The 26,012-nt window shown below is 67.0% G+C and carries 32 protein-coding genes and 1 tRNA gene; 8 read left to right on the forward strand and 25 right to left on the reverse strand.

Translation table 11 applies throughout. The features are described from left to right. Positions 1 to 5: 5 nt before the first annotated feature. The 3 genes from ACUZUJ_RS17075 (at position 6) to ACUZUJ_RS17085 (ending at position 3,430) form a co-directional block, all read left to right on the forward strand. Complete coding sequence (locus ACUZUJ_RS17075; protein WP_458220762.1) at positions 6 to 1,829, forward strand: copper resistance system multicopper oxidase; 1,824 nt, start codon at positions 6 to 8, stop codon at positions 1,827 to 1,829. Continuing rightward, positions 1,826 to 2,836, forward strand: a complete 1,011-nt coding sequence (locus tag ACUZUJ_RS17080) for a copper resistance protein B (RefSeq protein WP_458220761.1) — start codon at positions 1,826 to 1,828, stop codon at positions 2,834 to 2,836. The genes ACUZUJ_RS17075 and ACUZUJ_RS17080 overlap by 4 nt, the downstream gene beginning before the upstream one ends. A gap of 81 nt (positions 2,837 to 2,917) precedes the next feature. After that, positions 2,918 to 3,430: a GNAT family N-acetyltransferase gene (locus tag ACUZUJ_RS17085; protein ID WP_101765950.1), complete on the forward strand. Its 513-nt coding sequence runs from the start codon at positions 2,918 to 2,920 to the stop codon at positions 3,428 to 3,430. Between the two features lie 43 nt (positions 3,431 to 3,473). Here ACUZUJ_RS17085 and ACUZUJ_RS17090 read toward each other — a convergent pair whose 3' ends face one another. After that, a complete protein-coding gene (locus ACUZUJ_RS17090; protein ID WP_119006650.1) occupies positions 3,474 to 3,776 on the reverse strand; it encodes a TFIIB-type zinc ribbon-containing protein in 303 nt (100 codons plus the stop codon). Between the two features lie 149 nt (positions 3,777 to 3,925). Here ACUZUJ_RS17090 and ACUZUJ_RS17095 point away from each other — a divergent pair, with 149 nt between their 5' ends. Both ACUZUJ_RS17095 and ACUZUJ_RS17100 read left to right on the forward strand, forming a co-directional pair. Continuing rightward, positions 3,926 to 4,693, forward strand: a complete 768-nt coding sequence (locus ACUZUJ_RS17095; protein WP_119006651.1) for a CPBP family glutamic-type intramembrane protease — start codon at positions 3,926 to 3,928, stop codon at positions 4,691 to 4,693. 94 nt (positions 4,694 to 4,787) lie between these two features. Next, a complete protein-coding gene (locus ACUZUJ_RS17100; protein ID WP_006385818.1) occupies positions 4,788 to 5,213 on the forward strand; it encodes a response regulator in 426 nt (141 codons plus the stop codon). Between the two features lie 37 nt (positions 5,214 to 5,250). Here the strand turns inward: ACUZUJ_RS17100 and ACUZUJ_RS17105 are convergent, their stop codons facing one another. The 7 genes from ACUZUJ_RS17105 to ACUZUJ_RS17135 all read right to left on the reverse strand — a co-directional run bounded on the left by ACUZUJ_RS17105 (position 5,251) and on the right by ACUZUJ_RS17135 (position 9,189). Further along, entirely contained in the window at positions 5,251 to 6,189 is a 939-nt protein-coding gene (locus ACUZUJ_RS17105) for an alpha/beta hydrolase (RefSeq protein WP_119006652.1), read from the reverse strand. A gap of 84 nt (positions 6,190 to 6,273) precedes the next feature. After that, positions 6,274 to 7,137, reverse strand: coding sequence for an alpha/beta hydrolase (locus tag ACUZUJ_RS17110; protein ID WP_101765953.1), 864 nt, complete (start codon positions 7,135 to 7,137; stop codon positions 6,274 to 6,276). 49 nt (positions 7,138 to 7,186) lie between these two features. After that, positions 7,187 to 7,651, reverse strand: a complete 465-nt coding sequence (locus tag ACUZUJ_RS17115; RefSeq protein ID WP_197587960.1) for a lysozyme — start codon at positions 7,649 to 7,651, stop codon at positions 7,187 to 7,189. 3 nt (positions 7,652 to 7,654) lie between these two features. Continuing rightward, entirely contained in the window at positions 7,655 to 8,191 is a 537-nt protein-coding gene (locus ACUZUJ_RS17120) for a glycoside hydrolase family protein (protein ID WP_101765955.1), read from the reverse strand. After that, positions 8,188 to 8,385: a hypothetical protein gene (locus ACUZUJ_RS17125; protein WP_014038210.1), complete on the reverse strand. Its 198-nt coding sequence runs from the start codon at positions 8,383 to 8,385 to the stop codon at positions 8,188 to 8,190. Before ACUZUJ_RS17125 ends, ACUZUJ_RS17120 begins: the two co-directional genes overlap by 4 nt. 125 nt (positions 8,386 to 8,510) lie before the next feature. Then, complete coding sequence (locus ACUZUJ_RS17130) at positions 8,511 to 8,939, reverse strand: hypothetical protein (protein ID WP_014038211.1); 429 nt, start codon at positions 8,937 to 8,939, stop codon at positions 8,511 to 8,513. Beyond that, entirely contained in the window at positions 8,929 to 9,189 is a 261-nt protein-coding gene (locus ACUZUJ_RS17135) for a helix-turn-helix domain-containing protein (protein ID WP_049443441.1), read from the reverse strand. Before ACUZUJ_RS17135 ends, ACUZUJ_RS17130 begins: the two co-directional genes overlap by 11 nt. 85 nt (positions 9,190 to 9,274) lie before the next feature. On the opposite strand from ACUZUJ_RS17135, the gene ACUZUJ_RS17140 reads away from it, so the two are divergent. Further along, positions 9,275 to 9,781, forward strand: coding sequence for a hypothetical protein (locus ACUZUJ_RS17140; RefSeq protein ID WP_014038213.1), 507 nt, complete (start codon positions 9,275 to 9,277; stop codon positions 9,779 to 9,781). An 88-nt stretch (positions 9,782 to 9,869) separates the two neighbouring features. Continuing rightward, entirely contained in the window at positions 9,870 to 10,103 is a 234-nt protein-coding gene (locus ACUZUJ_RS17145; protein WP_032958956.1) for a hypothetical protein, read from the forward strand. 305 nt (positions 10,104 to 10,408) lie between these two features. Here the strand turns inward: ACUZUJ_RS17145 and ACUZUJ_RS17150 are convergent. Next, positions 10,409 to 10,484, reverse strand: a tRNA-Lys gene (locus ACUZUJ_RS17150). Between the two features lie 179 nt (positions 10,485 to 10,663). On the opposite strand from ACUZUJ_RS17150, the gene ACUZUJ_RS17155 reads away from it, so the two are divergent. Then, complete coding sequence (locus ACUZUJ_RS17155) at positions 10,664 to 11,620, forward strand: DUF2268 domain-containing putative Zn-dependent protease (RefSeq protein WP_101765956.1); 957 nt, start codon at positions 10,664 to 10,666, stop codon at positions 11,618 to 11,620. Positions 11,621 to 11,710: 90 nt separating this feature from the next. On the opposite strand, the gene queC is transcribed toward ACUZUJ_RS17155, so the two are convergent. The 16 genes from queC to ACUZUJ_RS17235 form a co-directional block, all read right to left on the reverse strand. Next, positions 11,711 to 12,376: a 7-cyano-7-deazaguanine synthase QueC gene (queC, locus tag ACUZUJ_RS17160; RefSeq protein ID WP_014038216.1), complete on the reverse strand. Its 666-nt coding sequence runs from the start codon at positions 12,374 to 12,376 to the stop codon at positions 11,711 to 11,713. Positions 12,377 to 12,454: 78 nt separating this feature from the next. Next, a complete protein-coding gene (gene queE / locus ACUZUJ_RS17165; RefSeq protein WP_014038217.1) occupies positions 12,455 to 13,156 on the reverse strand; it encodes a 7-carboxy-7-deazaguanine synthase QueE in 702 nt (233 codons plus the stop codon). A 300-nt stretch (positions 13,157 to 13,456) separates the two neighbouring features. Next, positions 13,457 to 14,275, reverse strand: a complete 819-nt coding sequence (gene ybgF, locus ACUZUJ_RS17170; RefSeq protein WP_101765957.1) for a tol-pal system protein YbgF — start codon at positions 14,273 to 14,275, stop codon at positions 13,457 to 13,459. A 3-nt stretch (positions 14,276 to 14,278) separates the two neighbouring features. Continuing rightward, complete coding sequence (pal, locus tag ACUZUJ_RS17175) at positions 14,279 to 14,797, reverse strand: peptidoglycan-associated lipoprotein Pal (protein WP_014038219.1); 519 nt, start codon at positions 14,795 to 14,797, stop codon at positions 14,279 to 14,281. A 64-nt stretch (positions 14,798 to 14,861) separates the two neighbouring features. Then, positions 14,862 to 16,181, reverse strand: coding sequence for a Tol-Pal system beta propeller repeat protein TolB (tolB, locus tag ACUZUJ_RS17180; protein ID WP_014038220.1), 1,320 nt, complete (start codon positions 16,179 to 16,181; stop codon positions 14,862 to 14,864). A gap of 285 nt (positions 16,182 to 16,466) precedes the next feature. Beyond that, entirely contained in the window at positions 16,467 to 17,519 is a 1,053-nt protein-coding gene (tolA, locus tag ACUZUJ_RS17185) for a cell envelope integrity protein TolA (protein ID WP_049442640.1), read from the reverse strand. After that, on the reverse strand, positions 17,509 to 17,937 hold the full coding sequence (tolR, locus tag ACUZUJ_RS17190; protein ID WP_006438804.1) for a protein TolR: 429 nt from the start codon (positions 17,935 to 17,937) through the stop codon (positions 17,509 to 17,511). Before tolR ends, tolA begins: the two co-directional genes overlap by 11 nt. 24 nt (positions 17,938 to 17,961) lie before the next feature. Continuing rightward, the gene (gene tolQ / locus ACUZUJ_RS17195; RefSeq protein ID WP_006438802.1) at positions 17,962 to 18,741 is read right to left on the reverse strand and encodes a protein TolQ; all 780 of its coding nucleotides are present in this window, start codon (positions 18,739 to 18,741) and stop codon (positions 17,962 to 17,964) included. Positions 18,742 to 18,751: 10 nt separating this feature from the next. Then, the gene (gene ybgC, locus ACUZUJ_RS17200) at positions 18,752 to 19,183 is read right to left on the reverse strand and encodes a tol-pal system-associated acyl-CoA thioesterase (protein WP_014038222.1); all 432 of its coding nucleotides are present in this window, start codon (positions 19,181 to 19,183) and stop codon (positions 18,752 to 18,754) included. Further along, positions 19,173 to 20,213: a Holliday junction branch migration DNA helicase RuvB gene (gene ruvB / locus ACUZUJ_RS17205; protein WP_014038223.1), complete on the reverse strand. Its 1,041-nt coding sequence runs from the start codon at positions 20,211 to 20,213 to the stop codon at positions 19,173 to 19,175. The genes ybgC and ruvB overlap by 11 nt, the downstream gene beginning before the upstream one ends. 466 nt (positions 20,214 to 20,679) lie before the next feature. After that, on the reverse strand, positions 20,680 to 22,599 hold the full coding sequence (locus ACUZUJ_RS17210) for a potassium transporter Kup (protein WP_014038224.1): 1,920 nt from the start codon (positions 22,597 to 22,599) through the stop codon (positions 20,680 to 20,682). Between the two features lie 49 nt (positions 22,600 to 22,648). After that, positions 22,649 to 23,242 (reverse strand): Holliday junction branch migration protein RuvA, encoded by a 594-nt coding sequence (ruvA, locus tag ACUZUJ_RS17215; protein ID WP_014648163.1) that lies wholly within the window; start codon positions 23,240 to 23,242, stop codon positions 22,649 to 22,651. A gap of 13 nt (positions 23,243 to 23,255) precedes the next feature. Further along, a complete protein-coding gene (gene ruvC, locus ACUZUJ_RS17220; protein WP_049442642.1) occupies positions 23,256 to 23,777 on the reverse strand; it encodes a crossover junction endodeoxyribonuclease RuvC in 522 nt (173 codons plus the stop codon). A gap of 105 nt (positions 23,778 to 23,882) precedes the next feature. Then, a complete protein-coding gene (locus ACUZUJ_RS17225) occupies positions 23,883 to 24,614 on the reverse strand; it encodes a YebC/PmpR family DNA-binding transcriptional regulator (protein ID WP_014038227.1) in 732 nt (243 codons plus the stop codon). A 162-nt stretch (positions 24,615 to 24,776) separates the two neighbouring features. Then, positions 24,777 to 25,409, reverse strand: a complete 633-nt coding sequence (locus ACUZUJ_RS17230) for an esterase/lipase family protein (protein WP_014038228.1) — start codon at positions 25,407 to 25,409, stop codon at positions 24,777 to 24,779. A 75-nt stretch (positions 25,410 to 25,484) separates the two neighbouring features. Then, positions 25,485 to 26,006: a GNAT family N-acetyltransferase gene (locus ACUZUJ_RS17235; RefSeq protein WP_014038229.1), complete on the reverse strand. Its 522-nt coding sequence runs from the start codon at positions 26,004 to 26,006 to the stop codon at positions 25,485 to 25,487. Positions 26,007 to 26,012 lie beyond the last annotated feature (6 nt).

Consider the following 26,012-nt stretch of genomic DNA (forward strand, 5'->3'; position numbering starts at 1 on the left):
CCACCATGAATACCCGCGTTCCCCCCGGTCCGGGCGCTGTGCCCATGCCGTCGCGCCGCCTGTTCGTACAGGGCCTGGCCGCCGGTGGCGTGGTTGCCGGCGTCGCCGCTGTCGGTGTGCCGCAGCGCGCGCTCGCCGCCGCCACGGCCGCCCCGCGCCTGGCCGGCGCCCCCGCCGTGCTCAGCGACACCCGCATCGAACTGGCCATCGGCGAATCGCTGGCCAACTTCACCGGCCGCACCCGCCCGGCGATCACCGTCAATGGATCGCTGCCTGCACCGATCCTGCGCTGGCGCGAGGGCCAGACCGTGGACCTGTTCGTGCGCAACACGCTGGAACGCCACCCGAGCTCGATCCACTGGCACGGCATCCTGCTGCCGGCCAACATGGACGGCGTGCCGGGCCTGAGCTTCAACGGCATCGGCCCCGGTGAGACCTACCACTACCACTTCGAGCTGAAGCAGTCGGGTACCTACTGGTACCACAGCCACTCGATGTTCCAGGAGCAGGCCGGCCTGTACGGCGCGCTGATCATCGATCCCGCCGAGCCGGCGCCGTACCGGCACGACCGCGAGCACGTGATCATGCTGTCCGACTGGACCGACATGGACCCGGGCGCGCTGTTCCGCCGCATGAAGAAGCTGGCGGCGTACGACAACTACTACATGCGCACGCTGCCGGATTTCCTGCGCGACGTGAAGCGCGACGGCTGGTCGGCGGCGCTGTCCGACCGTGGCATGTGGGGACGGATGCGGATGACACCGACCGACCTGTCCGACGTCAACGCCAACACCTATACCTACCTGATGAACGGCACTGCCCCGGCCGGCAACTGGACCGGCCTGTTCCGCAGTGGCGAGAAGGTGCTGCTGCGCTTCATCAATGGCGGGTCGATGACCTACTTCGACGTGCGCATTCCTGGTTTGAAGATGACCGTGGTCGCTGCCGATGGCCAGTACATCCACCCGGTCAGCATCGATGAGTTCCGCATCGCCCCGGCCGAAACCTACGATGTGATCGTCGAACCGAGCGGCCAGGATGCCTACACCATCTTCTGCCAGGACATGGGCCGCACCGGCTACGCCGCCGGCACGCTGGCGGTTCGCCACGGCCTGCAGGCGCCGATTCCCGAGCGCGACCCACGCGTGCTGCTGACCATGGCCGACATGGGCCACGGCATGTCGGGGCACGACATGGGCGCTGGTGGCCACGGCGGCCACGACATGGCCGCGATGAAGGGCATGGAAGGCGGCTGCGGCGCCAGCATGGGCCACGGCGCGTCCGCCGGCGGCGACGCCAGCAAGGCGCCGAAGCACCCGGCCAGCGAGCGCAACAACCCGCTGGTGGACATGCAGAGTTCGGCCACCGAACCGAAGCTGGAAGACCCCGGCATCGGCCTGCGCGACAACGGCCGCCAGGTGTTGACCTACGGTGCGATGCGCAGCCTGTTCGAGGATCCCGATGGCCGCGAGCCGAGCCGCGAGATCGAACTGCACCTGACCGGCCACATGGAGAAGTTCTCCTGGTCGTTCGATGGCGTCCCGTTCGCCAGCGCCGAACCGCTGCGGCTGAACTACGGCGAGCGCATGCGCATCGTGCTGGTCAACGACACGATGATGCAGCACCCGATCCACCTGCACGGCGTGTGGAGCGATCTGGAAAACGCGCAGGGCGAGTTCCAGCTGCGCAAGCACACCATCGACATGCCACCCGGCACCCGCCGCAGCTACCGCGTGCGCGCCGATGCGCTCGGCCGCTGGGCCTACCACTGCCATCTGCTGTACCACATGGAAGCGGGCATGATGCGCGAAGTGAGGATCGAAGAATGAGCCGCTCACTGCTTTCCCCCAGCCTGCTGGCGCTGGGCCTGGCCGCCGCGCTGCCGGTGTTCGCGCAGTCGCACGAAGGCCATGACATGGCCGCGATGGATCCGCCCGCAACGACCGCGAAGACGCCGGTCGCACCGGTCGATCATTCGAAGATGGATCCGGGCGCGATGGACCACTCAGCCATGGATCACTCGAAGATGGACCATGGCGCGATGCAACCGGCGGCGATGGACAACACCACGATGGCCCCTTCCAGGATGGATCATGCGGCGATGGGTCACGCCGCGCCCGCACCCACTGAGCCGCGCGAACCCATCCCGGTGCCGACCGATGCCGACCGCGCCGCTGCCTTCCCGCCCATCGCCCACGGTGCGATGGAGCATGCGCCGGAGATCAACAGCCTGCTGCTGATCGACCGCCTCGAACACTGGGATGGCAAGAGCAGCAATGGCCAGGCCTGGGAGGCAACCGGCTGGATCGGCGGCAACATCAACCGCCTGTGGCTGCGCACCGATGGCGAACGCAGTCGTGGCCGCACCGAATCGTCGTCACTGGAAGCGCTGTACGGCCGCAGCGTGTCGCCGTGGTGGGACGTGCTGGTCGGCGTGCGCCAGGACTTCCGCCCGGCCGACTCGCGCACCTGGGCAGCGGTCGGCATCCAGGGCCTGGCGCCGTACAAGTTCGAAAGCTCGGCCACGTTGTACATGGGCTCCGGTGGCCAGGTGCTGGCCAAGGCCGAGGTTGAGTATGACGTGCTGCTGACCAACCGTTTGATCCTGCAACCGCTGCTGGAAGCCACCGTCGCGGCCAGGGATGAACCGGAGTACGGCATTGGTCGCGGACTGAACAAGGTGGAGGCCGGTCTGCGCCTGCGCTATGAGTTCAGCCGCCGCTTCGCGCCGTACATCGGCATCAGCCACGAACGCACGTTTGGCGACACCGCCGACTACGCCGGTGACCACGCGCGCGACACACGCTGGGTGGCCGGCGTGCGCATGTGGTTCTGAGCAGCGGTTCGTGAGCAATGGCCAGCCCCGGCAGTCGCCGGGGCCGGCTACACTGCGCCACGCTCCATTGCAGGCCCCGCCATGTCGTTGCAGATCCGCCGCGCCACCCTTGCCGATGTCGACGCCCTGTCGGCGATCGCCATCACCACCTACAACGAAACCTGGGGCGACTCGTACCCGGCGCAGGAGCTGCATGATTTCCTGCAGGCGCACTACAGCCGCGAACCGCAGCGCATCGAACTGTCCGACCCACGCAGTGCCATCTGGCTGCTGATGGACGATGAAACCGTGGTCGGCTATCTGGCGGCCGGTGCCAACACCCTGCCGCATGCGGATGCACGCGAAGGCGATATCGAGCTGAAGCGGTTCTACATCCTGGCCGCGCACCAGAACGGCGGCCACGGCGCGCGCCTGATGGACGCGTTCATGACCTGGCTGGACCAGCCGCAGCGCCGCACCCTGTGGGTGGGCGTGTGGGAGGAGAACTTCGGTGCGCAGCGCTTCTATGCACGCTATGGCTGCGAAAAGGCTGGCGAGTACGACTTCATCGTCGGCGACACCCACGACCGCGAGTTCATCCTGCGCCGGGCGTGATCATGCGATCCATGCAGCGTCGAGCCATGCTCGACGCTACAAATTAGAAATCGAACAGCTCCGACAGGAAGCTGTCCTTCTTCTTTTTCTTGTAACCGTGGCCACGGTTGTCCTCGTAGCGCTGGCCGAGGTGGCGGGTATCACGGTGCATCACCGGTGGCGGCGCGGATGCTGGCTGAGCCTGCACGGGCGCTGGCGGCGGCACGGCCGTACCTGCACGTTCGATGATCTTGTCCAGCTCGCCACGATCCAGCCATACGCCTCGGCAGCCCGGGCAGTAGTCAATCTCGATGCCGTGGCGTTCGGCCATCTGCAGGGTCTGGGTCTTGCACACGGGGCACAGCATCGGCGTCGCTCCTGTCGGTCTGGCCTCGACTGTACCTGCGTGGTGATGACTGTGCGGCAACGCATGACCGAAGGCACAGGGACTTCCGGCGCGTGCCCGCCTGCATGCCGCGCAGCACACTGCGGCCTCACCCCGCAGGAAGTACGTACATGACTGTGCTGTCCCGCCTGCCCACTGCGGCGCGCCTGGTGCTGGTGCTGTCCGGCGTCGCCCTGGGCCTGAACCTGCGCGACATCGCCGCAGCCGCAGGGACTCCGATTCCTGCCCTGCCCATGCCCTACGGCGGCAGCCTGCTGGACAACGCACTGGCCGTGCTGGTGGCACTGCTGCTGGCCGTGCTGCTGCGGCCCCGTGGCATGGGTCTGTTGGCCAGCCTCGGGCTGTGCGGCAACGGCTGGGCCGGACCGTTGTGGGTGCTGCTGGCCAGCCTGCCCTGCTGGCTGGGACTGGCGCTGCTCGGTACTCCGAACACGGCGCTGACCGCGCTGGATGCCACGATGCTGGCCGTGCTGTTCCCGCTGGCTGAGGAAGTGCTGTTCCGTGGCCTGGGCTTCGTGCTGCTGGTGAAGATCGTGCGCGGTCCGTGGCCGCTGCTCGCGCTGCCGCAGGCACTGCTGTTCGGCATGGTGCATTGGCTCGGCTTCGGCGGGTTCGACGGCGGCGGCATCGCACTGTTCATTGGCGCGGTGATCGCGCTGGGCGGCTTCATCTTCGCCTGGCTCGACCACTTCGACGGCGACACCCTGTGGTGCGGCCTGGTCCTGCATGTTTCGATGAACCTCGCCTGGAACGTGTTCAGCCTCGACGACGCCGTCGCACTGGGTTGGCAGGCCACCAGCCTGCGCATCGGCACCGCGCTGCTGGCGGTCGCGGTACTGGCCTGGCACGTGCGACGTCGGCGCCAGACACGCCTGTAACGCCCACTTAGCCTGCCGTGCACGCCGGGCTCACTACCGGCTTGCGCATACTTGCGCGCCTTTTGCTCCCCCTGTTGTCCGGAGTTGCCGCGTCATGTTGCTGTCCAAGCGCTTTGTGGAACCACGCGTCCTGCTGATCGAGGACGCCGAGGAAACCCAGGAACTCAGTCGCCTCGCCCTGGAAAGCCAGGCCTGCCAGGTCACCGCTGTCAGCAGCGCCGAGGCCGCGCTGGGCCTGCTCAACGCCGGTGAACCGTTCGACCTGCTGTTCACCGACGTCTGCCTGGGCGGCATCAGCGGCATCGAAACCGCCAACCGCGTGCGCGAGCACCTGCCGCAGCTGCCGATCCTGGTCACCTCTGGCATGGACCAGCACCGCGTGCTGCCGCAGCTGCGCGCCGGCATCCACTTTCTGCCCAAACCGTACAGCATGAGCGAACTGCTCGATGCCATCCGCCTGTGCTTCCGCCATGCAGCGGATGCCACGTTGATGCCGCCGCCGCAGGCCAGCGCGGCCTGAGGCAATCATCCACGCATGGCGTGGATTGAACCTGCGATCAACCGCTGCTGTACGGCCCCGTGCCCGGGAACACCTTCAACAGCGCGCGGGTGATCATGTCCGGGTACACCGTGAAGTGGTCCTCGTCGTCGATCACCATGTTGTCCACCGTCAGCGAGCGGCCACTGCCGCGCAGCTGCTCGGCGAACTCGGCGTTGTGCCGCAGCATGTCGTTGCGGGTGAAATAGCGCGGCTCCGGCTTGACCGTTTCAAAGCTGCCGATCGACAGCATCACCGTGGTCGACTGCGTGGGCGCCTTGGCCTCGGCCTGCAGGCGCGGCACAAGGTGGTTGTCGAACCACAGCGACGGGCTGGACAGGATGTAGGTACGGAACATGTCCGGACGCGTGGTCAGCACGTAGGCACCGAACAGGCCGCCATAGGAATGACCGGCATAGGCACGCCGTGCCGGATCGGTGCGGTAGCGCGCATCGATCATCGGCAGCACGCGCTCAGCGAGGAAGTCGCGGTAATGTGCGGCACCGCCGTAACTGACGTCATCGCTGTAGTCACGCGGATCGGTACGCGCTGGGTCGCTGGGCGTGTAATCCCGCGAGCGGCTCTGCTTGGACGTCAGGCCTTCCTGCGGCGGCAGCCCGACCAGGATGAAATCCTCGATGTTGACGCCCTTCTGCCCGACCATGTTGCGCACGCTGCGCACCAGCGGGAAGCTGTACAGCGCATCGGTCACGTACAGCACCGGATAGTGCTTTTCCGGATGTGCGGCGTAGTCGGCCGGCAACGCCACCCAGATCGGGTAATCGCGGCCGACCGGATCGTGCACGCGCAGCGCCTCGGTATCCGGCAGCACCACGCCCGGCGCGGCGGTGGCCGCGCTTTCCTTCGCTTCCTTCTGGGTTGCTGGTGGCGCCACCGACATCGCACAACCACTCACGGCCAGGCAGGCCGCCACACTCCATCCACGCACACGCTGCATCCACACTCTCCCGTTGCGGGCGACGCACCCGGGTGGCGTCGCTACCGCATCCTCACACGTCGCGCGGCGCCGCGCCACGCGCGGTCAGGGCGAGGCCGGCGGCGGCGCCGGAAAAAGGGTGCGCAGCGCCTGCAATGCGGCCGGGTGGTAGATCGTCGCGTGGGTTTCCTCCGGCAGCGGCAGGTACTTCACCAGCGGCGACGGCGAAGCCTGCTGCAGCAGCGCAGCCAGTCGTGCCGTGGAGGCGGCCAGTTCCGGCTGCCCGCTGCTGGCCAGGAACACGTGCGGCTGTGCACGCGTCACCGCCGGTAGCTGCTTGGCCGCCCCGGCCAGCATCGCGCCACGGTTCCACCACAGGCTGGGGTCCAGCGCGATATAGCTGTTGAACAGCGTCGGCTCCTGCAGCAACGTCTCGACCACGAACAGGCCAGCCAGCGACTCACCGATCAGCGCGCGCTCGTCGGTGGTCGGGTAGCGCTGGCGTACCTGCGGCATCAGTTCATCGCGCAGGAAGCTGCGGTAGGCCGCCGAGCCACCGATGCGCGGCGCGATCTTCTGGTCCTGCGGGTCGCTGCTGGGGCCGGTCATGTCGCGGCGGCGCTCGGTGTTCTCGATGCCGACCAGCAGGAACGGACGCATGCTGCCGTTGCCGGTCAGCACCTGCACCAGCCCTGCCACATGCAGGAAGTCCTCGCCGATACCGCCATCGGCCATATACAGCACCGGCAGCGGCGCCTTCGGATCCAGGCCCCAGGGCTGCGGTCGATAGACATTGATACGGCGGGTTTCGCCCATCGCCTTCGACTCGATGGTGAAGGTCTCGCCGATCACCAACGGTGCCGCCGCCGTGACCGGGTCCGGCGACGTCGCCTGCGCGGCGGGTACAGCAGCAATACATGGCCCGGCGGTGGCCAGCAGGATCAAGGCGGACAAAACAACGACGCGCATGCGAACTTCCATTTTCGAGAGAACGGCCAGCATAACTGCACCGGTGTCCTCAACGGCGATCCAGCTCGATCACGGCCTGGCACGCGCGGAGCTGGTCGTCGGCATCGCGTCCGATTCGAACAAGCGCTGCCGCAACCTCTGCTCGTAACTGGGCGCCCGCATCACGTTCGCCGGTGCGGGCGGCGGCTTCGGACAGACGGCCGGTGTGGCACGCGGCAAGGTCGTCGCGCAGGCGGAGAGTGCCAGCACGCAGGGCAGCCACCACATCGGCATCCACCGCCGCCGCGCGCTCACGATCATGTTCATGTTGTTCCCCCAGTGAGGCCATCGCCTCGCTCCGTTCTTCCTGATCCCGGCGCAACCGTTGCTCGGACTGCACCGCGCCGGCGTGACGTGCCGCATCAGCCCGCGCCATCGCCAGATCACTGCGATCACCGCGCCAGCGCCAGCCGGCCACGAACATCAGCAGCGACCACAGCAGCAGCGACGCCATCACCATCAACATGCGTGGCATGTGTCACTGCTCCGCGAGGCAACGCGCATGGCGCTGCTGCTGGCGCTCCCACACCCCCCAGCACACGGTGTTGGGCCGACCATCGATGCGGGCCGAACAGTCGTAGCCCCCTGCCCGCTTCCACAGCAGCAACGCATCGCAGGCCCGGCGATATTCACCCTGCAGCAGATGCCGGCGCATCGACGAAGCGCGCCAGTTGCCGATGCCGTACTGGTAGAGGAAGTCGACATAGACGTCGTACTCGCCCTGGCTGAGCGCCACGCCGGGCAGCGACGCGCGGAACTGCCCTTCCTCCCTGGCCAGGTGGGCCTGCACGGTATGCAGCGCACGTACTGGCGTGGTGCGGTCGCCCATTCTCACCGGAGTGCCATCCTCGCGAACGGTCGAGCCGAAGCCATAGGTTGGACGGTCATTGCGCGTCGGTACCACTGCGGCGTCGGTGTATCCCTCGCGGTCAACGATGGCGATCAGGCCCGCAGCACTCAGCGCAAGCGCGGCGACCAGGCTGCGCACCGGCAATGTACTGCTGGGCCGGCTCATTCGCGCTCCCTGCGGCGCCATTCGCGCAGCCAGCGCCAGCCCAGATAGGCAATCTGCGCCGCCAGGTAGATGATGGTGAGGACAACGACCAGGCGGTCCAGGGTGATGCCGGCTGCAAGCGCACCGGCGACGGTGACCGGCGGCGCCGACTTGATGGCCGCCGCGCCGGCCGTACTGATGATTTCTTCTTTCATGATGGGTCCTGGAAGGAATGCAGGCCGCGTCGCATCGACATGGCCCGAAGAGATGCCCGCCCCGCTGCCGGCTCGGCACGAGGGTTGTTCCGGTCGGGAGGCGGGCGAAAGATCGGATCCGCCGCTCATGCGGCCTGGGCGATACCCTCCATCCAGCCGCGCACGCGCTGGAAGCCAAGTTCGACCAGGTTGAGGTAATGCCGGTTGGATACCGGTCGCTGCCCGCTGTTGGCCAGCAGCAGATTCGCCGTTTCGAATCGTTCGACCTTGCGTCGGCCACGGCCGCAGTAGTAGCCGCGCAGCGCACAGGCCATCGCCACGTTGTCACGCGCGACCGCCGTGATGATGTCTTCGATCTGCTGCGCCAGCTGATCGGTTTCCAGAGGCTTGTAGCCCTGGGCCCGCCCCGGCATGTCACCACGATGCTCGATCAGCACCGCCAGCAGGTTGCGCGACTGGAAGCCGAGGTATTCGCAGTCGCGATGCAGCGCATATTCGCCGCCCCAGTGCTCCAGGCGGCTGCGGACATACTCACCGAACGTATCAAGCTGCATGGGGGGCTTCTCCTTTGAGGGACGACGGGGCCGGACCGAACACATCCGGGCGCAGGGTTTCGCGGCGCACGGCGCCTGCCGTGGCCAGCTCGATGCGCCGGCACAGTCGCGCGCCGGGCAGCTTGTGGCCGCGGGCGATCATGTAGAGGGTCCGCAGCGCGCAACCGGTCTGGTGGGCCAGGCGGCGCATGACGGGGCAGCTGGGGGTGCCGTAGCCCCCTTGGGAGATGGCGTAGTCGATGAGGTTCATGGCCCACACATTACCGTCAAGGTAATGAGTAGTCAATACCGTTTTGGTCATTTGCTGGATTGGTAATGCAGCGCACCATCTACAGATGGACGCCAGTACCGCTCGCACCCTCAACATGCGCCTACGCGTGGCCGCCGCCGGCGGCCCGGCCGAATGGGCCCGCCTGTTCGGTGGCACCCGCTGGGCGCAGCCCCAGGTCAGCCAGTGGATTTCCGAGAGCAACCCGAAGAGCATCGGCCATCGTCTTGCGCGCGACCTTGAATCAGTGATGCAGCTTCCGCATGGAACGCTGGATCGCGTCGATCAGGACGGGGACGTGTCGCTTCAGTCTCAATCTACGGGACTGGATTTCGCGAAAATGAGCGCTGCGGTCAAGGTGCTTTCGCACTACCTGGAGCTGGTCGGCGATCCACCGGAATGGATCTACGATCCCGTGCTGCTGGAGACCGCATTCATGGTCGTGGACGAGTTCGGTCAGCCCTCTGCGCCGGACAATGTGCTCGACCTGACGAAGCTTCTGGCAAGACGGATCAGGGAGGCAAAGGATGACTCACACGCGACTCGAGGAGCTCGCACAGCGGTTGGCCGCTAGGACCCAGGAACTGCGCGGCGAGCGCACCCCGGCCCCTGCACTGCGGGTGGTGGCGGGAGACGCACATGTGGTTCGCGGGGAGAGGCGCATGGACGCGATCATGCGCGAGTGGCATTGCCGCATGATCCGCAACGTACGCCGGCGCTGGGGCGAGCCCATGCAGCATGTGATCGACCAGGCCTGTTGCGGTGTGGTCAACATCGAGCAGCTTGCCGACGACGCACTGATCCAGTTGCACAAGGACATGGAGCGCGCGGAGGAGTGCATCCGGGAGGGTATTTCCTTCCACGACGCCGGGCTGTTGCGCGCGCATTACGGCTGACGGCGGCCCTGACCGGCCGGCAACGGCCGGCTTGGGCCACGCATTCATTACCAAAAGTTACCTAAACATTACCATTTAGGCGCAAAGATTGACGCAGACGACATGGCGCCAGCAGTGATGGGAGCGCGTGCAAAGCACCCCTTTCCCGCGACTGCCGACCTGATGCCGCACGCTGGGTCGGTACCCGGGAGCCTATGGCACCTGCAGCACTGCTTCGTTGCTGCGGCACTTCCGCGCATTGCAGACGTGCTTTCGAGGGGGCAATAAAAAAAGGCGCCCCATGGGCGCCTTGATCATCACTGCAATGGTGGGCCGTGAAGGATTCGAACCTTCGACCAAAAGATTAAAAGTCTTCTGCTCTACCGACTGAGCTAACGGCCCGCTGCATTGCCCCGGCCTTTCGGCGGGGTCCGCATTCTACCCTACTTTGCTGGGTCGCGCGAAACCACGGTGTGTCGAGACTGCCGGCCAGCGGCCGGCACTACCCGATCGGGCCAGCCCACTTAAACCTTCCGGCCCCTCTACGCATCCCATCAGCGATCCCCACCGCGGAACTTCGGATGCGTCTGCCCTTCATCCTGCTCGTCGCCCTGCTGTTGCCCTGCAGCGCTCTGGCCGCCCCGTCCCAGGTCGTCACTGACGACATCGCCCGCTTCTGGGCCACCTACGATGCGGTGCGCGCCGAACCCGATGCAGCCCAACAGGTGGCCCTGGTGCAGCAGCGCTACATCGATCCGGGCAGCCCGGGACTGCATGCACTGATGCAGGTCCGCAACTACACCGCCCGCGAATACGCCGAGGCCATGCGCACCTGGCCACGCTTCTGGTCTTCGGTACGGCCGTTGACCGCCAACGCGCAGCAGGCCAGCGCCACGTTGGAGCGGGACCTCGCCGCCTTCCGCGCGCTCTACCCTGCCCTGCGCCCGGCCACCATCACCTATGCGGTCGGCGTGCTGCGTACCGGTGGCACCACGCTGGGCGACAAGGTGCTGATCGGCGCGGAGATGGCGCTGGGCGACGAGCGTGTGGACGTGAGCGAGCTGCCCGAGCCGATGCGCAGCCGGCTGCGGATCTTCTACGACAGCCGCCCCGGTGCGAACAACGCGCAGAACAACCTGCACGAATACGTGCATACCCAGCAGCGCGAGACCACCGGCAACCTGGCCCAGTACGCGGTGCGCGAAGGCGTGGCCGAGTACGTGGCCGAACGCATCAGCGGGCGTCGGCCGGCGCTGCCCTTCTACGACTATGGTGCAACCCACGAGGCGGGGATCCGCGCGCGCTTCATCGCCGCGATGGACAGCGATGACCTGGACAACTGGCTCTACAACAGCGCCCGTAATCCATTCGGTGTCAGTGATGTGGGCTACTACGCCGGCTATCGCATCGCGCAGGAGTACATGCGCCGGCAGTCGGACGAGAAGGCGGGTATCGCGCGGATGATCGAGCTGGATTATGCCGATCCGGAGGCGGTGCGGGCGTTTATTGAAGCGTCGGGGTGGTTGCAGGCCCGGTAGGTCAAGGAGTGCGAACCAACGGTTCGCACCCACCGGGAGAGCGATTCGCACCCACGGGAATGCCGGCCAGCGGCCGGCTCTACCGCATGGTCAGGCGTACAGCGTCGGGTCGGCGACGCCGGCCTCGGCGAAGCCCTGCGCGCGCAGGCGGCAGGCGTCGCAGTGGCCGCAGGCGGCGCCGTTGGCGTCGGCGTTGTAGCAGGACACGGTCAGGCCGAAGTCCACGCCCAGGCGCACGCCTTCGCTGACGATCTGGCCCTTGCTGAGGAACTGCAGCGGTGCGTGCACCTTGATGCCCGCACCTTCCACGCCCGACTTGGTGGCCAGGTTGGCCAGTGCCTGGAAGGCCGCTACGAACTCGGGGCGGCAGTCCGGATAGCCGGAATAGTCCACGGCGTTGACGCCGCAGAAGATGTCGTTGGCGCCGAGCACTTCGGCCCAGCCCAGGGCCAGCGACAGCATGATGGTGTTGCGTGCCGGCACGTAGGTGACCGGGATGCCGGCACCGCCGGCCTCGGGCACGTCGATGTCGTCGGTCAGCGCCGAGCCGCCGATGCTGCGCAGGTCCACATCCACGGTCTTGTGCGCGACCACGCCCTGGGCCTTCGCCACGCGGGCGGCGGCATCCAGTTCGGAGGTATGGCGCTGGCCATAGCGCACGCTCAGGGCATGCACGGCAAAGCCCTGTTCCTGGGCCATGGCGATGACGGCGGCTGAATCCATGCCGCCGGAGAGAAGCACGACTGCCTTCTTCATGGGAAAAACATCCGGTTGGGAGGGGAAAGCCAGCACGCTGTCCCGCGCCGGAGCTACATCAGGGAACGCTGCGCCGGCTCATCGACCCGGCTCGTCGTTCCACAGGATTTTATGCAACTGCATCTGGAAGCGCACCGGCAGCCGGTCTTCGACGATCCAGTCGGCCAGCTGCCGCGCGGTGATCTCGCCCTTGCTCGGCGAGAAGAACACGGTGCAGCGCTTCACCAGGCCGTGCTCGGCGACCATGGCCTTGGCCCAGTCGTAATCCTCACGGTTGCAGATGACGAACTTGATCTGGTCGCGTGCGGTCAGCAGCGGCAGGTTTTCCAGGCGGTTGCGGGCGGCTTCGGCCGAGCCTGGCGTCTTGATGTCGACCACGCGCGACACGCGCGGGTCCACAGCGCTGACGTCCAGCGCGCCGGAGGTTTCCAGCGAGACGTCCATGCCGGCGTCGCACAGCTTCTGCAGCAGCACCAGGCAACGCTTCTGTGCCAGCGGCTCGCCACCGGTCACGCAGACGTGGCGCACGCCCTGGGCCAGCACCTCGGCTACGATGTCGTCGATATCCCACCAGGTGCCGCCGTGGAAGGCATAGGCGGTGTCGCAGTACTGGCAGCGCAGCGGGCAGCCAGTCAGGCGCACGAACACGGTCGGCCAGCCGGCGGTATCGGCTTCGCCCTGCAGCGAGGTGAAGATCTCGGTGATCTTCAGGCGTGGCAGGGGCGACTGCACGATCTCACTGGGCGTGGCGGCGGCGCTGGACGGGGTAACGGCGGTCATGGCGGGTACTTCTTGGAGGGACACGTGGCGGGGGAGCTACCGTGGCCGGTAACGAAAGCAGCCGAGCATGGCTCGGCTCTACAACAGCAACCGGGCGGGTGAACCCATCCGGTAACGAAAGCAGCCGAGCATGGCTCGGCGCTGCAACAGCAGCCGGTCGGGTGTGGCCCAGCCGGTAATGCGAGCCGTCGGGCATGGCCCGGCGCTGCCGGATCCGGGCGGGTTTGCCGAGCCGGAAACGAAAGCAGCCGAGCGTGGGCTCGGCTCTACAGGACACGTATTGTACGCCCGGTCAGCGGATCAGCGGATCTGCCTGCCGAGGCGGATCGACTGCAGGCGGTCCTGCGCGGTGCGCGCGGCGTCCGAGCCGGGGTACTGCGCCACGACGGCCTCCAGCGTCTGCTGGGCCTGGTCGACCTTGCCCTCGCCATACTGCGAGAGGCCGACCTTGAGCAGGCCGCCTGCGGCCTTGTCGTGGGTCGGATAGCGCGAGAGCAGTTCACGGAACTGGGTCTCGGCCATCGGGAAATTGCGGGTGGCGTAGTAGCTCTCGCCCAGCCAGTACAGCGCGTTCGGCGCGTAGACGCCGTTCGGGTACAGCTGCAGGAAGCTCAGGAACAACTGCGCCGAATCATCGTACTTGCCGGCCTTCAGTGATTCGAAGGCAACGTTGTAGGAGGTGCGCTCGTCGCCGGTGGCGGCAAGGCTGCCGGCATCACCATGGACGGAAGGCGGCCGCTCGGAAGTGGCCGCCGCTGCGGGTTTTACCGGGGCCGGGGCGGCCTTCGGCGCGCTCGCCGGAACGGGCGGCAGGGCCGGGGCGGCATTGCCCCCTTCCAACCGGTTCAGGCGGCTGTCCAGATCCAGGTACTGGTCCTGGGCGGACTGCTTGAGCTGGGCGTTGTCGTGCTGCAACTGCTCGATCGAGGCCTGCAGGCTGGTGACCTGCTGCCGCAGCTGATTGATCTGGTTCAACAGGTCCTGGTTGGCACTGTTGTTGTACATCTGCTGCTCGAGCGCGCCGACACGATCGGCCAGGCTCTGTCGCTGTGCATGCGCCGGTGCGGCAGCCACGAGGGCTGCCGCAACAACCAGCATCAATTTGATGCCAATGCGCATGGATTACTGCGCGGTGTAGACGATTTCGACGCGACGGTTCTGCGACCAGCAGGACTCGTTCGACTCGGTGCAGACCGGACGCTCTTCACCGTAGGACACGACGGTCAGCTGCGAAGCCGAGCCACCGTTGGCCTGCAGGGCCGAGTTGACGCCGTTGCCACGACGCTCACCCAGGGCCTGGTTGTACGCGCGCGAACCGCGCTCGTCGGTGTGGCCCTGCAGGGTGATGCGCGAGGACGGACGGTCACGCAGGTACTTAGCGTGGCAAGCCATGATGGCCTGGAATTCCGGCTTCACGTCTTCCTTGTCCAGGTCGAAGTAGACAACGCGCTGGCGCAGGCAAGCGTCGGTGTCCAGGTCGCCCGGGCCGTACAGGCCGGAGGTCGACGGACCGGTCGGGGTGGTGGTCGAGGTGCCGGTGTCGACCGGAGCCGGCACTTCTTCCTTGACCTTCTTCGAGCAACCGGCCAGGACGGCCACAGACAGCAGGGAAACAAGCAGAACGCGGGTGGACTTGTTCATGGCGATACCTTTGTGGCTCCTAGGCCGATGAGGGGTTCAAGACAGCGAAAATATTAACACTCTTTTAGCGCTGGGTACGGTATGGGGACCATGCCGGTTCGCGCACATCTCCGTCAGCCAGAACCAACCGCTGGCGCACGCGCGCATCGGCGGAAACGGCGTACAGCACGCCACGGCCACCCTCGCGGGCGGCGTACAACACCATGCTTGCGTTGGGCGCAAAGCTCGGAGATTCATCCAGCGAACCCGGGGACAGCGTGCTCCAGCGGGGCGAACCCAGCGAGCTGTCCATCATCGCGATCTTGTAGCTGTTGCCCGAGCCCTGCGCGACGGCGATCTTCTTGCCGTCGTAGGACACCGAGGGCTTGGCATTGTAGTTGCCCTGGAAGGTCACGCGCTCGGCGCTGCCGCCACCTGCACCGACCTTGTAGACCTGCGGACGGCCGCCACGGTCGGAGGTGAAGTACACCGCGCTGCCATCCGGCGCCCAGGTCGGCTCGGTATCGATGGCGAAGTGGTTGGTCAGCTGGGTCAGCTGCTTGCTGCCCAGGTCCATCACGTAGATTTCCGGATTGCCCGAACGCGACAGGGTCAGGGCCAGCTTGCGGCCGTCCGGCGAGAACGCCGGGGCGCTGTTGATGCCGCGGAAGCTGGTGACCAGCTCGCGCGCGCCGGTGCCGATGTTCTGGATGTAGATCGCCGAATTGCCACGCTCGAAGCTGACGTAGGCCAGCTTGCTGCCATCCGGGCTCCACGACGGCGACAGCAGCGGCTCGGCCGAACGCACGATGGTCTGCGGGTTGTAGCCGTCGGAGTCGGCCACCATCAGCGCATAGCGCATGGCGTCGCCCTTGCCGCTGGCGGTCACGTAGGCGATGCGGGTCCAGAAGGCGCCGCGCACACCGGTGATCTTTTCGTAGATGGCGTCGGCCATCTGGTGGGCGACGTCGCGCATGGCGTTGCCACGGGCGGTCATCGCCAGGCCCAGCAGGCGCTCGCCCTTGGGCACGTCGAACAGTTCGTACTCGACGCGATAGGCGCCGGCACCGGCGTCGAGCACGCGGCCGACCACGATGTAATTCTGCTTCAGCGCACGCCAGGTGGCGAACTGGATGTCGCCGCCACGCACGGGCTTCTCGACGATCTGCGCTTCCGGCAGCGTGCGGAACTGGCCCGAGCGCTCCAGGTCGGCGCGGACCACGCCGGCGACGTCGGTCTGCGGAGCGGCCGACGAACCCTGGTAGGGCATCGGCACGATGGTGATCGGCAGGGCGGAGGCATTGCCGCCGATGATGTCGATATCCAGCCCCTTCTGCTGCGCGACGGCAGCAAAGGGCAGCAACAGGGCCGCAAACACGGCAAGCCAGCGAGGCATCTTTTTCATGGAGCGCTCAATAGGGGGAAACCGGAACGAGGGATAACAAAGCGGGAGTGAACCGCTTCGCAATCATGAACCAAGGGTACGTGAATTCCGGGTCAGTTCCAGCCCGTCTTCTCACGTACCGTTAACGTCGTGGCTAACATCGCACCTGCCTGCCCCGGCCACACCGCCCCTAGCAGGCAGTGTTCGACAGCAGCCCACAGCCTGCCCGGTCGAAACCGAGCGCACCAGAGGCAAGCGCGACAGCCGTGGGCGCGGGCGGCCTGATGACCGCCCTGCCCCACTCGATCAATCCTGTGCAGTGAAGGTCAGGTTGAGCGTGCGGTTGAACACCGACTCGAAGCCCCGGTATGGCAGCGGCTGGGCGTTGAGCACGGCGGCCTCGATCGAGCGCTTGCCGGCCTCGTCATAGGGGCAGTTCGCGCCGACCTTGGCCTGCAGCACCTGCCCACCCGGGATCTGGGTGATGGTCACCTGGCACTTCTGCCCCAGCGGCACGCTGTCCGGGCGGGTCCAGGTGTCACGCACCTTGGCCTGGATCGCCGCAGCGTACTTGGCGGTCAGATCATCGCTGCTGCCGCCCCCACCGGCGGCCGGCCGGGAGGCGCCAGTGGCACCGGCAGCCGCACTGCCGGCCGCGTTGCGCGCGGCGGCGACCTCGCGCAGCTTCCGCTCGGCCAGCTTGGCTTCCTTCTCGGCCTGCTCGCGGCGGGCACGGATCTCGGCGATCTTCTTCTGCTTCTCGGCCTCGGCCTTGTCAGCCGCCACGCGCTCCTGCTCGGCCTGCTTCTTCTTCTCGTCGGCTTCCTGCTGCTTGGCCAGGCGCAGCTTCTGCTCCGCTTCCTCCTGGCGCTTGCGTTCGGTCAGGTCGATCTGCTCCTGGCGGCGCTTGGCTTCCTGTTCCTGCTTGGCCTTCTCCTGCGAGATGGCCAGCGCACTCACCGCTTCCTGGTCCTTGGTATCCGGCTGCGCGACACGCTCCTGCGCCTGTTGCTGCTGCGGCGTGGGGGCGTCCTGCGGGCGCGGTTCGGGAATCGGCTGCGGCGGCGGAATGGTGTCTTCAGGGACCGGAATCGGCTCGGCGACCGGCGGCGGCAGGTCCTCCAGCTTTTCCGACTGGCGCAGGGCCTGGCGCGCAGCGGAGGCCTCGGATGCGGACAGCGCCAGGCTGGCCTCGACCGAGGGATCGCCGGCGGCGGCATCGGTGTTGCGCTCGGGCGACCACAGCCAGGCGCCGATGAAGACCAGCGCAACCAGCAGGTGCACCAGCAACGCCAGCGCCAGGGGCAGGCCCCAGCCGGGTTCGCGCTGATGCGGAGGTGGCAGGGCGTCAGCGTGCATCGGTGGCCAGGCCTACCTTGTCTACCTTGGCGCGCTTGATCACATCCATCGCGGCGATGACCTTTTCATAGGCCACGGCGCGGTCGGCGGCGACGATCACGCGCACGCCCTTGTCCTGGGCGGCGATGCCGGCCAGGCGACCTTCCAGTTCCTCGGCCGACACGGCGGCCGGTTCCTTGGCGTCGGGCAGCTTCAGGCTGAGCTGGCCGTCCTGGCGCACCGAGACGATCACCGGGTCCTGCTTGCTCTCCAGCGCCTTGGCGTTGGACTGCGGCAGGTCGACGTCGAAGCTCAGGGTGAGCAGCGGTGCGGTGACCATGAAGATGATCAGCAGCACCAGCATGACGTCGATGTAGGGAACGACGTTGATTTCCGATTTCAGCTTGCGGCGCTTGCGGCGACCGATGGCAGCGGACATGGCTTGGACTCCCGGGTCAGGCGCTTACTCGTCGCCAGCGCTCTGGCGCTGCAGGATGGAGCTGAACTCTTCGGCGAAGGTTTCGAACCGCACCGACATGCGCTCCACGCGGGTGGTGAAGCGGTTGTAGGCCCACACCGCCGGGATCGCCACGAACAGGCCGATGGCGGTGGCGAACAGCGCTTCGGAGATGCCCGGCGCGACGGCGGCGATACCGGCCTGCGCACCGCTGCTGATCATGTCGTGCATGGTCACCATGATGCCGAACACGGTACCGACCAGGCCCACGTACGGCGCGGTCGAGCCGATGTTGGCCAGCAGCTCCAGGTTGCGCTCGAGCTGGTCCACTTCACGGGTGTAGGTGGTGCGCATGGCGCGCTGCGCGCCTTCCAGCTGCGCACGACCGTCCAGGCGGCGCTTGTCGCGCAGGCGGGTGTATTCGCGGAAACCGGCTTCGAAGATGGCTTCCAGGCCGCCGACATTGCGGCTGCGGTCGGTGGCCGAGCTGTACAGCTTGCCCAGGTCGGCGCCGGACCAGAAGCGGTTCTCGAACTCGTCGGCTTCGCGGGTGGCCTGCTTGAACACGCGGGCCTTGCGGAAAATGATCACCCAGCTGACGAACGAGCCGACCAGCAGCAGCAGCACGATGATCTTCACCGGCAGGCTGGCCTTGGCCATCAGTTCGAGGTAGTTGATGCCGCCGCCGGTGGTGGCCTGGGCAAGGGTCTGTGTCGCGGCGTTGCTGACGTCGGCCGGCAGTGCCTCGGTGACCGTGGCCTGCAGGGCCAGGAGCGTTGCGATCATCCGTTGTTCCTCAGTGTTCGGATTCGGGGTGGAGGTGGGGTTGCAGCACGGCAAGGACGGCGTCGTCCATGCCACGCGGGCGGAAACTGGCCGCTTCCAGTGCGGCAATACGGACCTGCGCCGACAGCAGCAGCTCGCCGTCGCGCAGGATCTGCTGGTCGAAGACCATGCTGGCCTTCTTCAGCTGGACCAGGCGGGCGCTCACCTGCAGGGTGTCATCCAGCCGTGCCGGCCTGATGAAATCCATCTGCATCGAGCGCACCGCGAAGACCATCCCGTGCTCGGCGCGCATGCGCTCCTGGCCGTAGCCCAGCGCACGCATCCATTCGGTCCGGGCCCGTTCCATGAAGGCCACGTAGCGGGCGTGGTAGACCACGCCACCTGCGTCGGTATCTTCCCAGTAAATGCGTGTCGGCCAACTGAATCGGGGCTCAACCGACATCGGGAACCTCCGCGAACAGGTCCTGCGGCGGGTTCTTGGGCTTCAGGCCCATGTGCCGGTAGGCCTTGTGGGTGGCCATGCGGCCACGCGCGGTGCGCACCAGGAAGCCCTGCTGGATCAGGTAGGGCTCGACCACGTCTTCCAGCGTGCCGCGCTCTTCGGACAGCGCCGCGGCCAGCGATTCGATGCCGACCGGACCGCCGTCGAAGTAGTCGACCATGGTCTTGAGCAGGCGCCGGTCGAGCTCGTCGAAGCCCTCCGGATCAACCTTGAGCATTTTCATCGCGGCCTGTGCCACGGCCTCGTCGATGTGGCCGCCCGCCTTCACCTGCGCATAATCGCGCACGCGGCGCAGCAGGCGGTTGGCGATACGCGGGGTGCCACGCGCGCGGCGAGCGATCTCGCCGGCGCCATCGGCGGTGCAGTCGATGCCGAGGATGGTGGCCGAGCGGCGCACGATCCGGGTCAGCTCTTCGACGCTGTAGAACTCCAGGCGCTGGACGATGCCGAAGCGGTCGCGCAGCGGCGCGGTCAGCAGGCCGGCGCGGGTGGTGGCGCCGATCAGGGTGAACGGCGGCAGGTCGATCTTGATCGAACGGGCCGCGGGGCCCTCGCCGATCATGATGTCGATCTGGAAATCTTCCATCGCCGGGTACAGCACTTCCTCGACCACCGGCGACAGGCGGTGGATCTCGTCCACGAACAGCACGTCGTGCGGCTGCAGGTTGGTGAGCAGTGCGGCAAGGTCGCCGGCCTTCTCGATCACCGGGCCGGAGGTGACCCGCAGGGCCACGCCCAGTTCGTTGGCGATGACGTGGCTGAGGGTGGTCTTGCCCAGGCCGGGCGGCCCGAAGATCAGCACATGGTCGAGCGCGTCGCCACGGGCCTTGGCCGCTTCGATGTAGATCTCCAGCTGCTCGCGCACCGGGGCCTGGCCGAGGTAGTCGGCCAAGCGCTTGGGGCGGATGCTGGCGTCGGCGGCGTCATCCTCGCGGGTGGCGCCGGCGCCGATGATGCGGTCGTCGGTCATGTGCTGATTATGCGGCAAAAGCGCGGGTTTCGGCCGGGCTGCGCCCGGCACCCGCAGAGGCAACGGCAACGGCAACATCCAGAGCAACAGCCGAAGCGGGCTTCCTGGGGAATGGCGGGGTGGGTCCGGTTGCGGGGGACGCTGCAAGTACGTCCATGCAAGCTCGGTCGCCGCATCCATGCGGCTCACGCCCCCGCAACCGGCCCCACCCCGCCTTCGACAGTTTCCTGCGGTCTGTCGGAACGGCGTTCTGCTTTGGTGGGTGCCGACCGTTGGTCGGCACGGTAGATCCAGGCGTGGAGGAAACTGGAGAGCAGAGTGGGCCAAGCTTCAAGCACGCGGCATCTCCGCAAGCGGAGCCCCCTTGTTGTTCAAGGGGGTGCGCCGACAGGCGGGGGGATTAGGTGGAATGCGTGCGGAGCCCACGGTTTGCGCAGCAAATCGTGGGACGTAGCGCAGGTGGAGATTAAATCTCCACCTGCGCGCCGAGTTCCACGAGGCGGTTGCCCGGAATACGGAAGAAGCCCGTGGCCGGGGCGGCGTTGCGATGCATCAGCGCGAACAGCTTGTCACGCCAGATCGGCATGCCGCGGTTGGCGGTGGCGACGATGGTCTCGCGGCTGGCGAAGAAGGTGGTGTCCATCGGGTCGAAGTAGATGCCGCCGTGGTCGCACGAGCGCATCAGCGCCAGTGGCACGTCCGGGGTCTCCATGAAACCGAAGCGGACGTAGACGCGATAGAACTCGTCGCCCACCGATTCGATCTTCAGCCGCTGCCCTTCCATCGCATACGGGATCGGCAGGGTTTCCACGTGCAGGAACACGTTGCGCTCGTGCAGCACCTTGTTGTGCTTGAGGTTGTGCATCAGCGCGTGCGGGGCCACGGTCGGGTCGGCGGTGAGGAACACCGCGGTGCCCGGCACGCGTACCGGCGGCGCCAGCATCAGGCCCGGCAGGAAGGTGTCCAGGCGGATGCCGTCCTTGCGGATCTCATCGCGCAGCAGCTCGCGGCCACGGCGCCAGGTGCGCATCATGGTGAACAGGAAGATGCCCAGCACCACCGGGAACCAGGCGCCCTGCAGCAGCTTGGCACCGTTGGCGATGACGAAGCCGAGGTCGATGATGAAGAACACCACGCACAACGGCAGGATCCACTTGCGGGCCTTCGGCCACAGCGAGCGGGCCACCAGGGCCAACAGCAGGGTGTCGATCAGCATCGTGGCCGACACCGAGATGCCGTAGGCCACGGCCAGGTTCGACGAGCTGCGGAAGGCCAGTACCAGGCCGATCACCATCACCGCGATACCCCAGTTGATGCCCGGGATGTAGATCTGGCCGATGGTGTCGTGCGAGGTGTGCTTGATGCGCATGCGCGGGATGTAACCCAGCTGCATGGCCTGGCGCGAGACCGAGAACGCACCGGTGATGACCGACTGCGACGCGATCACCGCCGCCATTGTGGCCAGGATGATCATCGGGTACAGCGCCCACGGCGGCACCGCCTCGAAGAACGGATTCTTCAGCGCTTCGGGGTGGTTGAGCACCAGTGCGCCCTGCCCCAGGTAGTTCAGCACCAGGCACGGCAGCACGAAGAAATACCAGGCGTGGCGGATGGGTTTGGCGCCGAAGTGGCCCATGTCGGCGTACAGCGCCTCGCCACCGGTCACCGCCAGCACCACCGCGCCAAGGATGAAGATGCCGTGCCAGCTGTGCTCCATGAAGAAGCGGATCGCCCACCACGGGTTGAAGGCCTTCAGCACTTCCGGCGCGTCGACGATGTTGTAGATGCCGATCGCGGCCAGCGAGATGAACCAGACCGAGGTGATCGGGCCGAACGCCTTGCCGATCTTTTCGGTACCGAAGCGCTGCGCGGCAAACACCATCAGCAGCACCACCACGGTGATCGGCACGATGAAGGCATGCAGGCCGGGCGCGGCCACCTCCAGGCCCTCGACCGCGCCAAGCACGGAAATCGCCGGGGTGATCACGCCGTCACCGAAGAACAGCGAGGCACCGAAGATACCGAGGATGCCGACCACGTAGGCCGAGCGCGACCCGTTGCGCAGCGTGCGCTGGGTCAGCGCCATCAGCGCCATGATGCCGCCCTCGCCGTCATTGTCGGCGCGCATGATGATGGTCACGTACTTCAGCGTGACCACGATGTTCAGCGCCCAGAACGCCAGCGACAGCACGCCCAGCACGGTGTCATGGTCACTGTTGAGCCCGTAGTGCGGCGAGAACGCCTCCTTCAGGGTGTACAGCGGGCTGGTACCGATATCGCCGAAGACCACGCCGATCGCACCGATGATCAGCGCCATGCCTCCGGCGGGAGGGGCGTGACCGTGGCCGCCGGGGGCAGCTGCGTGCGGGGTTTGACTGCTGGACATGGGACTCCTGGCGAAGCTCAGGCGGTTCGTTGAGGGAAAGGGAGGCGGGTCAGCGCAGCGCCGACTGCAGCGCCTTGCGGATCACGGTGGCCACTTCGTCGCCTTCATTGAAGGCGTCGCGGGCCATGCGTGCCGCTTCGGCCGGCTTGTAGCCCAGCTGCTGCAGGGCCACGGTGGCATCGGACAGCGGATCGGCCGGCGCCGGGCCACTGCCGGTGGGCAGCGCGCCGCCGGCACCGAACTGGGCGGCGCGGTCACGCAGCTCCAGCACCATGCGTTCGGCGGTCTTCTTGCCGATGCCGGGGATGCGGGTCAGCGCGGTGATGTCGCCGGCCTGGACCATGCGCGCGAACTCCTCGACGCTGACACCGGACAGCACGGCCAGCGCGATCTTCGCGCCGATGCCGCTGACCTTCTGCACGTCGCGGAACAGGCGCCGCTCACCCTCGCGCAGGAAGCCGTACAGCGAGACGCTGTCTTCCTTCTGCGAGTAATGGGTGTACAGGGTGACCTCGCGGCCGAGCTCGGGCAGGTCGTAGAAGGTACTCATCGGCGCCTCCAGTTCGTAGCCCACTCCGTTCACGTCCACCACCAGCCACGGCGGCGCCTTGTAGGCGACGATGCCGCGCAGTCGACCGATCATTGCGTGCAGCTCCTCATTTGCGGCCCCACGCCTGGCGGGCACTGAGCCCCAGGCGGTTGGCCGTCGCCCTTACGTGGGCATGGGTGATCGCCACCGCCAACGCGTCGGCCGCGTCGGCCTGCAGCTTGGTTTTCAGGTTGAGCATGAGCCCGACCATGTGTTGAACCTGTTGCTTTTCGGCGCCACCGCGCCCGACCACTGCGAGCTTGATCTCGCTGGCGGCGTATTCGTGCACCGGCAGGTCGCGCAGCACCACGGCCGAGATCGCCGCGCCCCGGGCCTGGCCCAGCTTCAGCGCCGAATCGGGATTGCGGGCCATGAACACCTTTTCGATGGCCACTTCATTGGGCTGGTATTCCCGGCACAGGTCAGCCAGGCCCAGCACCAGCAGCTTCATGCGCTGCGGGAAGTCGTCGGCACCCAGCAGCACCAGCGGCTGGTGGTGCACGTGGCTGACGCGGCCGGTGGCGTCGACATCGATGATGCCGACCCCGGTCCGCTGCGAACCGGGGTCGATGCCGAGGATGCGGGTCATGCGGCACTCCTGGCGGGGCGGAACGGGGTGCGCTGGCAGGCGTATGGGCTCATGACTGTCCGCGGTGACCGTTCAACGGCCCGCGCCCAGGCCGTCGAGGACGGCTCAGGCGTAGGCGTCGGCGCCGAGTTCGGCGTTGGAATACACGTCCTGCACGTCGTCCAGGTCTTCGAGCATGTCGAGCAGCTTCTTGACCTGCAGGGCGACGTCGCCTTCGACCTTGATGTCGTTGTCCGCGCGGAAGGTGACCTCGGCGTGGTCGGCGACATGGCCGGCGGCGGCCATTGCGTCCTTGACCGCGTTGAACGCGTCAGGGCTGGTGACCACGTCGATCGAGCCGTCGTCCGGGTAGACCACGATGTCATCGGCGCCGGCCTCGATGGCCGCTTCGGTGATGGCTTCCTCGTCGGCACCCGGGGCGAAGCTGAGCACGCCCAGGCGCTTGAACATGAAGGCGACCGAGCCTTCGGTGCCCATGTTGCCGCCGCACTTGCTGAACGCATGGCGGACATCGGCCACGGTGCGCACGCGGTTGTCGGTCAGGCAGTCGACGATCACGGCAACGCCACCCGGGGCGTAGCCCTCGTAGCGGATTTCCTCGTAGTCGACGCCTTCCAGTTCACCGGTGGCCTTCTTGATGGCGCGCTCGATCACGTCCTTGGACATGTTCACGGCCAGGCCCTTGTCCACGGCCACGCGCAGGCGCGGGTTGTTGTTGGGGTCGCCTCCACCGCCGCGCGCGGCCACGCCGATCTCGCGGATGATCTTGGTGAAAATCTTGCCGCGCTTCGCGTCGGACGCGTTCTTGCGGGCTTCGATGGAGGGGCCTCTACCCATGGGTGCTACCGTCTGGCTGCTTCAGGATCAAGGCGCGGATTCTACCTGATCGGGCGCTGCAACCGTGTCTAGGGCGGAGGGATGCTGCCAGGTCATGCCCGGCGTAGAGCGTGCGAACCATCGGTTCGCACCCACCGAGGCAGGCCGGTCGCACCCACTCAATCATGCGGCGGCGGCGTCGCGGCTGTGGTCGAACTGGCCGTGGCGCAGGAAATGCGCGGTCTGCCGCGCGGCATCGGGCGACACCACCAGGCCACTGTGGCTGGTACGCACCACGCAATGGTCGGCCAGGCCCGGCAGGCGGGTCTCGGCCAATGCCACGGTGCCATCAGAGGCATCGTCGATCGCCCCCAGCAGGCTGCCCAGCCCATGCGGTACCGAGCCGGCGATCAGCCCGACTTCGGCCTTGCCCTGCCAGTCCGGCAGGCCATCGAGCAACAGTTCGCTGCTGCGGCCCAGCGCCAGGCCCCACCCGTGCTCGGACAATGAACGCGCAGTGCCGCTGCCGCGCAGCGGCGAGCCCAGGCAGACCACGCGCTGCACGTCCAGCTGCGGCTGGCGGCGCAAGGCCTCCAGCGCGAGCAATCCGCCCAGGCTGTGACCGACCAGCGACAGCGGTCCGGCATCGGCCAGGCGTTCCAGCAGCTGCGGCACGGCCACGTCGGGGCCACCGAACACCGAGGAATAGCCGAACGCGTGCACCTGGAAACCACGCGCGCGCAGGCGCCAGGCCAGCGGCCCGACCCAGGCACGGGCATTCCAGATGCCATGCAGCAGCAATACGGGGGGAGTCATGCAAACAGCCTGGCGGTCAGCGGGGCAGGAACGTGAGGTGATTGAACACGCGCGCGCAGCAAGCGGCGGTGAACGTCAGGCCGCGCGCGGCGCGCGGCGCAGGATGAATTCGAGGTCCTGGGTGTCACCGACCGGGAACAGGTACTCGCCGGCCTTCTCGAAACCGTAGCGGGCGTAGAAGCGTTGCGCGCCGAAGTTCTCCGACCACACGCCTAGCCACAGCGTGCGCGGGCCTTCGTGTTCCAGCCAGGCCAGCGCGGTTTCCAGCAGGCGGCTGCCCCAGCCGCAGCTCTGCTGCGTCTTGATCAGGTACAGGCGCTTGAGTTCGCCGTCACCGGGTTTCACATCCGGATGCGGCAGGCCACAGGGGCCGGCGGCGGCGTGGCCGACCGCCTCCCCATCCAGTTCCAGCAGCCACACCGCGTAGTCCGGGTGGGCCAGGATCACGCGCTGGCGCTCGACCGTGTAGGCCTCCTCGAGGAAGGCCTGCAGGTCCTGCGGCGGATACAGATGGCCGAAGGTTTCGGTGAACGTGCGCGCGGCCAGCGCCGACAGGGTCGGCGCGTCGTCCACAGTGGCGCGGCGGATCGAATACATGCAGGA

It is taken from the genome of Stenotrophomonas sp. S4, assembly GCF_054187805.2.